This window comes from uncultured Aquimarina sp., from assembly GCF_947500065.1.
Lineage (GTDB): Bacteria > Bacteroidota > Bacteroidia > Flavobacteriales > Flavobacteriaceae > Aquimarina.
In genome coordinates this window covers 534,250-544,962 of record NZ_CANMQT010000002.1, presented here as the reverse complement: position 1 = coordinate 544,962, position 10,713 = coordinate 534,250, and the positions used below count along the sequence as shown (strand labels likewise).

Annotated in this window: 6 protein-coding genes; 3 read left to right on the top strand and 3 right to left on the bottom strand. The window is 33.7% G+C overall.

Features of this window, described 5'->3' with window-relative positions; translation table 11 throughout:
- Positions 1-425 precede the first annotated feature (425 nt).
- The 3 genes from Q0975_RS07805 to Q0975_RS07795 all read right to left on the bottom strand — a co-directional run bounded on the left by Q0975_RS07805 (position 426) and on the right by Q0975_RS07795 (position 5,335).
- Positions 426-1,754, bottom strand: a complete 1,329-nt coding sequence (locus Q0975_RS07805; RefSeq protein ID WP_299435054.1) for a hypothetical protein — start codon at positions 1,752-1,754, stop codon at positions 426-428.
- 28 nt (positions 1,755-1,782) lie between these two features.
- Positions 1,783-4,590 carry a TonB-dependent receptor gene (locus Q0975_RS07800; RefSeq protein WP_299435052.1) on the bottom strand — a complete coding sequence of 936 codons (2,808 nt, stop codon included), beginning with the start codon at positions 4,588-4,590 and terminating at the stop codon, positions 1,783-1,785.
- A gap of 382 nt (positions 4,591-4,972) precedes the next feature.
- The gene (locus Q0975_RS07795) at positions 4,973-5,335 is read right to left on the bottom strand and encodes a nicotinic acid mononucleotide adenyltransferase (protein WP_299435050.1); all 363 of its coding nucleotides are present in this window, start codon (positions 5,333-5,335) and stop codon (positions 4,973-4,975) included.
- 269 nt (positions 5,336-5,604) lie between these two features.
- Here Q0975_RS07795 and chrA point away from each other — a divergent pair, with 269 nt between their 5' ends.
- From chrA to Q0975_RS07780, 3 genes are all read left to right on the top strand, one after another.
- Positions 5,605-6,735: a chromate efflux transporter gene (gene chrA, locus Q0975_RS07790; protein WP_299435048.1), complete on the top strand. Its 1,131-nt coding sequence runs from the start codon at positions 5,605-5,607 to the stop codon at positions 6,733-6,735.
- A 281-nt stretch (positions 6,736-7,016) separates the two neighbouring features.
- Entirely contained in the window at positions 7,017-8,216 is a 1,200-nt protein-coding gene (locus Q0975_RS07785; protein WP_299435046.1) for a porin, read from the top strand.
- 80 nt (positions 8,217-8,296) lie between these two features.
- Positions 8,297-10,690 carry an inorganic phosphate transporter gene (locus Q0975_RS07780; RefSeq protein ID WP_299435044.1) on the top strand — a complete coding sequence of 798 codons (2,394 nt, stop codon included), beginning with the start codon at positions 8,297-8,299 and terminating at the stop codon, positions 10,688-10,690.
- Positions 10,691-10,713 lie beyond the last annotated feature (23 nt).

The following is a 10,713-nucleotide window of genomic DNA, read 5'->3' as shown; positions in this document are numbered from 1 at the left end:
CAAAATATTCAAGAAAGTATCACGCGTAGTATTCTGTATTTTAATAGAGTATTATTTCAAAATCTTATTGCAAATAAATAAAGTTTCACCGTCATTAGTTTTAACCTATTATTATTCTTGGATTAAGGAACTGTAACTTCTTTATCGAGTAAGATTTACGGTTTAGTTTAGGCTAATGATAGTAGTTTGAATACGCTATGATACTATAATAGTTAGTAAATTGTTGTTTATAAAAGAGTTTTGGTGATTGTTATAATTTTTGTTTTTAGTTTCTTTTGTTTTTGAAGTATTAAAAAAATATTGCCTCAAAGTTAAAAAGGATTAAAACTCAAAAAACTGTTTACAATTTTTTAAAACAGATATGGGATAAAAAAAGCACCTTGTAAATAATCAAGGTGCTTTTCTTTATATGAATTTACTATAACTTATAGTCTTGTCCAGCCAGATGTCCAAGTATCACTCTCTTGTAAAGCTCCTGCATAGTTAGCAGCAGTAAAGAAAGGATCTAACGTAGAAGGATCAAAATTATCTACTCCATCAATAGCAGTTGTATACTGGTAAGTTCCTCTGAAACCATTAATTTCGAACCCAGAAGGGATTGCAGCTCCCATACTATTAAACGGGTTTCCAGAGCCATCTACAGTAAAGTTGTTAAATGTAGCAAAGTCAGCTAAATCTACCGTTGCAACATCTTCGTGATCTAAATCAAAAGAGTTTACGTTATCGATGATAGAGTTTCTCACGATTACTTCATTGTTATTTAGGTTTACTAAGGTTTGGTCATCATCTACTTCGATTCCTTTTCCTGGAAAAGCTTTGATGATTGTGTTATACATAGATACTTTGGTACCTGCTCTAAACTCGATTCCTTTATTCTCACCATCACCATCTTCTGCACCGATTAAAGTAATATTAGACAATGTTGGGTTAGAGAAAGGCGCAGCACCTGGGTTATCAGAGAAATTATCTGCTTCGATACCTTTATCGCCAGCAACGGAAGTTTGTTGTGCGATCCAGAATTGACCATTTCCAATCCATCCATCTGTCCAGTCAAAAGAATCATCTCCAGCACCAGTTACTATGGCATATTTTAGGTTTACAGTTCCACCAAAAAACTCAATACCATCATCGTTACCGTTAAAAGCCTGGATGTATTCTATTGTAGTTCCACTACCAACTCCGTATAAAGAAAGGCCATTATATTCAGCATCATCGTTAATTTTTCCACCGGTATATTCTAAACGCACATAACGCAATATTCCTGAGTTATCTGTAGCATCAGTACCACCATAGGTGAGATTAGCAACCTCTGTGGTAGCTGTAGTTCCTCTATTGATAGGAGCTTTTCCTGCTAATAACAACCCTCCCCAATCTCCAGCATTAGGAGTGGATTTGTTAGAAGTAAACACTATAGGTTGGTTTGCAGTTCCTTCTGCCATAATAGTTGCTCCTTGCTCGATAGCTAAGTAAGAGAATACTCCGCCAACGTCACCTGCTATTATTCTTGTTCCTGCTTCAATAGTCATAGTAACTCCATCAACGACAGATACACCACCACGTAATTCATACACTTCGTTTGCTGTTAGTGTGATATCTTCTGTAATTTGACCTTCAAGAAGAATGCTCCCATCAGTATCTCCATTACCACCTTGGTTGATAATTACATCACCAATATTGTCTTCTTGAATAGTACAGGCAGAAAACAATACTGCCGTCCCAAGTAATATTCCCGTAAATAAATTTTTAGTTTTCATCTTTAATATTATTTGTGTTCGTTTTTTTTTAAAGTTTAAATGTTACTCCAAGACTGAAGTTGATACCATTATCAAAATTGTATGTTGTAAATTCTTGGTTTAAGTTTTCTTGATCTTGAAATCTGGTAATAGAAGGATTTAATAAGTTTTTAGCTTTAAAGCTGATTTCAATATTTTTTCCGATTTCATCTTTAAAATTAAAGTTTAAGGTTCCGTATCCTTTTTCAAAAATGTCTCCTCTACCATTACTACCTGCTGCATAGATTCGATCTCCAAAAATATTGAAGTCTAATGCCGAAGTAATTTTATGATTCTTGATTTCTTTGGTATATGCTATATCTGCATTGATTAAGAATGGAGAAGCTCCTTGTAGCTGACGATCATTATTAGTAGGTGCAATATTTACTCCATTGATCTGAAGATTTTCATCTATTTCTACTTTAGAATACATAAGGGTAGTATTCACCCCGAAATTAAGATCGTTCCAAACGGTTTCTTCTAATTCAAAAAGATTACCAAGATTCTTTCTATATTCTAATTCTAAACCAAAAACAGTAGCGTTAGATGTATTACCAAAAGAAACAAAGTTAGATGCAGATGCTAGTCCTATTTTTTCAATTGGTTTATCTATATACTTACCAAATACTGTTGCACTTAATAATTCTCCTGATTGTTCAGGGAAATACTCCCATTTAATATCTACATTGTAGTTGTCTGAGTTCTTAAGTTCTGGATTACCTACCGTAGATTCGGTTACATCTTCATCTAAGAAAGGAGCAACCTCTGTAAACTTTGGTAAGGTTACAGTCTTACTTGCAGCAAATCGAAGGTTTGATCTTTCGTTAAGTGAATATTTTAGACTAAGACTTGGTAAGATAAAAGTTTCATCTAATACACTGTTTCTAAATGGACTCGTTTCTAAATCTTGCTGAAGCCTAAAGTTTATATTTTGTTCGAATATTTCGGTTCTTACGCCTCCATTGAAGATTAATTTTTCACCTAGAGCATATTGTAAATTAGCATATCCTCCGAAATTTGTAAAATCTGCTTCGTAAATACGGGTAGAGTTTAAGTTTTCTAATACGATATACTCACCAGCAAGGAAGTTTTCCTCGTTAAGCAGTGCATCTGGATTATTAAAATCTACATTAAGGTTATTAAGGTTGTTTAGGTTGTAGTTTAACTGATTTGCTTCAAAATCTCTATCTTTTGATCTAAAGAAAGTACCTATCGTAACTTTATTTTTGAAGTTATCATCTTCGTCTTTTCCAAAATTGATATCAAAATCTACTTTACCAGAATAATCATTTTCGTTTAATTCTTGATAAAAACGTTGGTTATTAGCAAAATCAGGACTCGTTGCATCACCAAGGATTAAGTTTCCATTAGACACTTCGGTGAAAATTAATTGACGTCTGTCTGGGATTAAACCTTGTGCCTTGTTATAAGCAACTCCCCAACCTAATGAATATTTGTCTTCATTAAACTTATGGTCACCCGTGAACTGTTGCGTAAATAGGTTATTCTGCTCATAAGTTCCTCTTCTAATTCTGATAAATACATCAGTATCTTCACTACTAAGACCTCTTAATTCTCTTAGCTCGTCTTGTGTGTCATTTACATATAGTGTAGTAGAAAGAATTTTGTTATTACTATTCCATCGGTATCCTAAGCTACCAAGTATAGTAGTATTTGTTGTATATCTGTAGCGATCTACATCTTCAAAGAAACCAATACCAACTACGGATTCACCTTGTGAATTATAGGCTGCTTCTACACCATCTAAAGCAGTTTTATGTTCTTGACTAAAGGATCCTGTAAAAAGAAAATCTAATTTATGAGGACTATCCTCTCCAAATGTAAACGTTTTTCCGCCTGTAACACTAACTCCTCCATCTGGACCGTTAAATCTCTTTTTTGGGTTAAAGGAAGTGTCAAAAGGGTAATAGTCAATTTCGGTACTATTGTAATTATAATTAGGGATATCTAAAAAGATTGGTACTCTTCTGGATCCGTCATCAATTCCCCATTGATCATACTGACCTCCATTTAATAAAAAGAAATCATTACTGATAGCATTTGTGTTAGCGCCAGAACTGAAACCAATTTCTAAGAAACCTTTTCCAGGACGATCTTTGGTGTCGATATTTACACTTGCTCCTGCAAAATCACCGTAGATATTAGGAGAGTAGGTTTTATAGATACCTAAGTTTTCCACAATATCAGTTGGGAAGATTCCTAAATCGATCAATTTTAACTTAGGATTTAATGAAGGTATGGGTAAACCATTTAAGTATGCATTGTTATAACGATCTCCTAAACCACGAACATATAATTTGTCACTTTGTTTAGAAATACCGGTTGCTTTGGTTAAACCTGTGGCTACATCACTTACTCCTTTTTTAGAAAGCTCTTGTGCTCCAATTTTTTGCTGAATAGTTACCGCATTCTTTTGTTCAAGTAGGATAGCAGCTTCAGATTCTTTCTTAACAGTGGTTTTAATAATAACCTCGTCTAATGCAGCAGCACTTGCTCCTAAAGATGCATTTAGCGTAGTAGTTTGATTAGCGGTAACGACAACTTCTTTATCTAAGGTTTCATAACCAACAAAACTAAACTCTATGGTATAGGTTCCTGGTTCTAAATTTTCGATGGTATATAATCCATCAAAATCTGTGGTTGTTCCTTTACTAGTTCCCTTTATCAATACATTGGCAAAGGGTAAAGGTTGATCATTTGCTTCTTTGTCAAGCAAAGTACCAGCTATGGAGCCGGTTTCCTGCGCACTAACTATTCCAACAACGAATAGTGCACAGAGAATTACAATTTTTCTCATGTAACGTGTTCTAATTTTGAGGCAAATAACGATAGCAATTGTTACCTGTGTGTTACTGAAAAATTAAATAAGAATGATATTAATGTTAGGTAATTGTTATCAGAATTGAATAAGAGATTCCTTTTTAGTGAAAGAAAAATAGAGGAATAAAATCTCGAAATAATTGATTTTAAAAGGATGAAGAAGAGTAGTAATTGTATTTAGTATATTGTTTTCTATGTTAAGAAAATGTTTTAGCGTATTAAGTATGTAAAATAAATATTAATGCAGTGATCTCTTTATATTCTAAATTGAATAAAAGAGGATCTTTTTTTTTTGAATTGTTCACATAAAAAAACGCTTCGAATTCTCGAAGCGCCATAATTATTTTATGTTGATATACTTAATTTTTTGGATAATTTACCACAACATCATCTTTATTAGACCATGTTGTTACCGATGCGATTGTATTATCAGTATAGTTTACTTCTGATAACTTCTCATTATTCCAGAAGAACCATTTACCAGTTTTTACTCCATTTTTATATTGTCCCATGGCAATTTTCTTACCGGTAACATCATATGATTTCCATTCTCCTTGTAATTTCCCTTCCTTATTATAGAATCCTTGTTGACGGATTTCTCCATTGTCGTGAAAGAAGGTTCCTTTTATTACATCTCCTTGTTTTTCGAAAGTAGGTTTTACATCCTGAGCCATCATAGTTCCTGAAAATAAAATGGCTATTGCTACTAATATGTTTTTCATGATTCTAAATACTTTAAAATTATTTTGGGATGTCGACCTATAGTATAAAAGTACTATTTATTTTACATTTAAACAACATTTGCATAACATTAAATTAACATTGAATCTGTAAAATATTGTTTTTCAGGTTTTTGTAAAACAATAAATTTAACTTACTCTTTAAAACGAGCGCCCTAGTTTCTTATAATTTTAGACACTAAAAGTTACTATTATATTCATATTTTTGATCATCTTGTTTTTAAACATAATCCTAAAACATTACTATTTGAATGAATAAAAAGGAAAGACTTATAGAGGTTGCAATGGTTTTTTTTAGATTGGGCTGTTTTGCTTTTGGAGGCCCAGCTGCTCATATCGCTATGATGGAAGAAGAAGTGGTTCATAAAAGGAAATGGATGGACAGAGAACACTTTTTAGATCTTATTGGTGTAACTAATTTAATTCCTGGCCCTAACTCTACTGAAATGACCATGCATTGTGGTCATGAACGAGCTGGAATTGCAGGTTTATTTGTCGCGGGCGCTTGTTTTGTTTTTCCAGCAGTTGTTATTACAGGAGTTTTGGCGTGGTTTTATACTTCATATGGACAATTGCCAGAAGTTGCTCCTTTTATTTTTGGGATTAAGCCGGCTGTATTGGCTATAATTGCATCTGCTATTCTAAAATTAGGTAAAAAAGCTTTAAAAAGCCGGGAGATTGGTGCTATAGGTTTTTTAGTACTAATTGTTAGCCTTTTAGGGGTTAATGAAATTATAGCGTTATTAAGCGCAGGTGTTTTAGGAGTACTATATTTTTATTCCAAATCTAAATTCGCAACTACTCCTAAATCTATTGCTCCTTTTTTTATATTCAAGATTTCGACAGCTACTTTTATTAAACTATCTTCTATAAAAGTGTTTTGGACTTTTCTAAAGGTGGGCGCTATACTATATGGTAGCGGTTATGTGTTGTTTGCGTATCTTGATGCAGAATTAGTAACTAAAGGATGGTTGACAAGACTTGAACTGATAGATGCTATTGCGGTTGGACAATTTACACCAGGTCCCGTATTATCAACAGCCACCTTTATAGGGTATCAATTAGCCGGATTTTGGGGAGCTGTTGGTGCAACATTAGGGATTTTCCTTCCCTCTTTTCTTTTTGTCTTAGTTCTAAATCCATTGGTTCCTAAAATGCGAAAATCTAAAGTATTGGGTTATTTCTTAGACTCTGTTAATATTGCGGCGGTGGCTATTATGCTTTCAGTATTATATGTGATGTCTGTAGATACGCTAATAGATTGGAGAGCAATACTTATCGCTTTGCTAAGTGCATTCCTGATTTTTGGGATTAAAAAGGTGAATGTGATGTGGATAATATTGGGTGGATCAATATTGGGGTACTTACTGAATCTTATTTAGTGTAATTTTTAACAATAGCTTAAAGTTCTGATAACATAAAAACTCGCCAAAAAAAATATTTTTGACGAGTCGGAAGACACATAGTAATTTCAAAAAATCGTATTAGTTTTTGTCGACTTAGATTTTTGAAATACTGGGCTGACCAATCTGGTCAGCCTTTTTTGATTTTACATAAGTACTCAAAAAAAAGGATGTTTTAAAATAATTATTTTAAAACATTAAGATAACATTAACTTAACATTGATATTGGTTCTTTGCAGCGACAAAAATTAATATCGATCATGAAATTAAAGATTACCCTTATAGCGGTTGCTATATTTACGCTTTGTTCTGTAAAAGCTCAGGAAACAACTGAGACTAAATTCGGAAAAGGAATCCTAAATGTAGTTGCAAAAGATAGCTCATGGAGCATGCGATTTGCAACAAGATTCCAATTACTTGGTACGTCAGAATGGGGTATCAATGATGGAGATTATAGCAAACCCGAAACTTCATTTTTAGTAAGAAGAGCACGTTTAAAGTTTGACGGTTTTGCTTATAGTCCAAAACTTAAATATAAAATAGAACTTGGTTTATCTAACAGAGATATATCCGGAGCTTCAGAATTCACTAATAATGCACCACGTTATATTTTGGATGCGGTTATCAAATGGAATTTCTATAAAAACTTCACACTTTGGGCTGGACAAACAAAACTACCCGGTAACGTAGAGCGTGTTATTTCTTCTGCAAATTTACAGTTAGTTGACCGTTCCAGATTAAATAGTAGATTTAATATTGATCGTGATCTTGGTGTACAATTAAGACATCACTTTAAGCTGTCAGAAAAATTTCTAGTAAGAGAAGCATTTGCGGTTTCTCAGGGAGAAGGAAGAAATATTACTAGTGGTAACCTAGGAGGTCATCAATATACTGGTAGAGTAGAATTGTTGCCTTTTGGAAAATTTAAAAGTAAAGGAGATTATAAAGGAGGAGATCTTAAGAGAGAGCAAACTCCTAAGTTAATGCTTGCAGCTACTTATGATTTTAATGCAGATGCTGTTAAAAACAGAAGTAACCAAGGGTCATATATGACCACTAGCACCGGTTTTTACGAAACTAATATCTCTACGCTTTTTGTTGATGCAGTATTTAAATATAAAGGTTTCTCTTTTATGGGAGAATTTGCTGATAGAGACGCAGATGAAGCGATTGCAGTAGAAGAGGATGGAACACCTACAGGAGATATTGTTCAGGTAGGTAATGCTTTAAACTTACAAGCGGGCTATTTATTCAAAAATAATTGGGAAATTGCAGGAAGATATACTAATCTTAATTATGACGCTGTAGTTGGGAGAGACTTAGAACAACAATATACTTTAGGGGTTTCAAAATATGTTGCTGGACATAACCTAAAAGTCCAGTCAGATATAAGTTATACTACAGAGGCAGGAGAAGCAAGTGGATTAATGTACCGATTACAATTTGATATACATTTCTAAGTAATGTGCTAATACATAACAGTATGGTAACATTGGACTGGGAATTGATTTTAATATTTGCACTTTAAACAAAAAAAATAATGGATACGAATACTATTTATTTATTAATGGTGGTTGCTCTTGCAGTATTAGCAATTGCGGATCTTGTGGTGGGAGTTAGTAACGATGCAGTTAACTTCTTAAACTCAGCTATTGGTTCTAAAGCCGTCTCTTTTAGAACGATTATGATTGTTGCCAGTATTGGTATTGCGGCTGGTGCCATTTTTTCTAGTGGATTGATGGAAGTAGCTCGTAAAGGAATATTTAATCCTGGTGAATTTTATTTTGATGAAATCATGATCATTTTTATGGCGGTTATGATTACCGATATATTACTGCTCGATTTTTTTAATACGCTTGGGATGCCTACTTCTACAACAGTGTCTATTGTATTTAACCTTTTGGGAGCTGCAGTATGTGTTGCATTAATTAAAATAGGAGCAGATCAGGGACAAACATTTGCTGATTTAGAAAATTATATTAATACTAAGACTGCAAAAAAGATTATTAGTGGGATTTTACTCTCGGTTGTGATAGCCTTTTCAGTTGGAGCCGTCGTACAGTTTATTACCCGATTATTATTATCCTATAATTTTGAAAAGAAAGCTAAGTGGGTTGGTGCCTTATTTGGGGGGATTGCATTAACAGCTTTGTTGTATTTCATTTTTATGAAAGGTATTAAAGGGACCGCATATGCTAAATCAGTAGTTGATGTTATTTATAGTGGAGGTTCAGAAGGATTGTTAGCTGCTGCGAAGGAGTATTTTGGAACTTCATATGAGACTGTAAAAGAATTAGCAAAAGATCAGAAAGATTTGTTTAAGATTGATGGAGATGCAGGAACTATTAAAATGACATTAAGAGGGTTATTAGAAACTCATGTACTCGAAATTGTTGCAGCTGGTTTTGTGATATTTTCATCCCTATCTTATGTCCTTATTAACTTCGTTAAAGTAAATATTTATAAACTTATTATTGTCGTAGGTACATTTGGATTAGCGTTGGCTTTTTCAGGTAACGATTTGGTAAATTTTATTGGAGTACCTATTGCTGGTTGGCAATCCTATGAGGCTTGGATAGCTTCGGGTATTCCGGCGGCAGAATTTGCTATGGATGGCTTAGCTAAGAAAAGTGAGACTCCGGTATTATTATTGTTTGCAGCAGGAGCTATCATGGTTCTTACATTATGGTTATCTAAAAAGGCACGTTATGTTGCTGAAACCGAAATAAACCTTTCGAGAGAAGGAGAAGCTAAAGAACGTTTTAAACCTAATTTTTTATCTAGAGGTGTTGTAAGAGGTACGGTACTAATATCACAAGGATTAGGAGCGATTACACCAAAACCTGCGATGGATTTTATAGAAAAAAGATTCACAAAGCCTGTAATAGAATTACCAAAAGATAAGACCTATGAGATGCCAGCCTTTGATATGGTGCGGGCAGCAGTAAATCTGGTAGTAGCAGGAATTCTGATTTCTATTGCCACATCTATGGGATTACCACTTTCTACTACCTATGTGACCTTTATGGTAGCAATGGGTACCTCATTAGCTGATAGAGCTTGGGGAACTGAGAGTGCTGTATATCGTGTGGCTGGAGTACTTAATGTAATAGGCGGATGGTTTATGACTGCGATTAGTGCTTTTATTGCTGCAGGAGCAGTAGCATTTTTGATTAACCTTGGTGGTGCTCCGATGATAGCAGTACTTCTGTTAGTCGCGATATTGCTTTTAGCAAGAAATACCATAAGTTATAGGAAAAAAGTTAAAGCAGAGAAGGCAGAAGATAGCCTTAAAAATTCTGAGAGTAGTTCTGTTCAAGGAGTGATCGAAGAAAGTGCGGATAATATCAAATCCTTTGTAAGTAGAGGAACTAAGATTTATACAAGTACCATAGAAAGTCTTGTGAAATATGATTTGCCAGCCTTAAAGAAAACTAAAAAAGGAATCGCTAAGCTAGAAGCTGAGGTAGAGGATTTAAGAGATAATATCTTTTATTTTATTAAGAATCTGGATGAATCCAGTGTAGGTGCGAGTAACTTTTATATTAATATCTTAGGATATTTGCAGGACATGTCTCAATCATTAGATTATATCTCTAAGGCAAGTCATAAGCATGTAAACAACAATCATAAGAAACTTCGATTTAATCAAATTAAAGATCTGAAGGAAATCGAAGAGCAATTAAATGAGCTGTTCGGACAAATAAAAAAGGCATTTAGTGATAGAGAATTTGATCAAATTGATACTATTCTTAGTGAAAAGCAGGAATTATTCAATAGAGTTAATGAGAAAATTGACAAACAGGTTGCAAGAACCAGAACAGAAGAAAGTAGTCCTAAAAATACTACCTTGTATTTTGGGTTGTTATTAGAAACTAAGGATTTGATAACCGCAACCATGAACTTGTTAGAAACATATAGAGATCATAAATAATAAATATTTATACATATAAGACT

What these genes read in the sequence shown, in the direction of transcription:
- Q0975_RS07780 (WP_299435044.1), top strand. Translation starts at nt 8,297, where the DNA reads ATGGATACGAATACTATTTATTTATTAATGGTGGTTGCTCTTGCAGTA.
- Q0975_RS07805 (WP_299435054.1), bottom strand. Translation starts at nt 1,754, where the DNA reads ATGAAAACTAAAAATTTATTTACGGGAATATTACTTGGGACGGCAGTA.
- Q0975_RS07800 (WP_299435052.1), bottom strand. Translation starts at nt 4,590, where the DNA reads ATGAGAAAAATTGTAATTCTCTGTGCACTATTCGTTGTTGGAATAGTT.
- chrA (WP_299435048.1), top strand. Translation starts at nt 5,605, where the DNA reads ATGAATAAAAAGGAAAGACTTATAGAGGTTGCAATGGTTTTTTTTAGA.
- Q0975_RS07785 (WP_299435046.1), top strand. Translation starts at nt 7,017, where the DNA reads ATGAAATTAAAGATTACCCTTATAGCGGTTGCTATATTTACGCTTTGT.
- Q0975_RS07795 (WP_299435050.1), bottom strand. Translation starts at nt 5,335, where the DNA reads ATGAAAAACATATTAGTAGCAATAGCCATTTTATTTTCAGGAACTATG.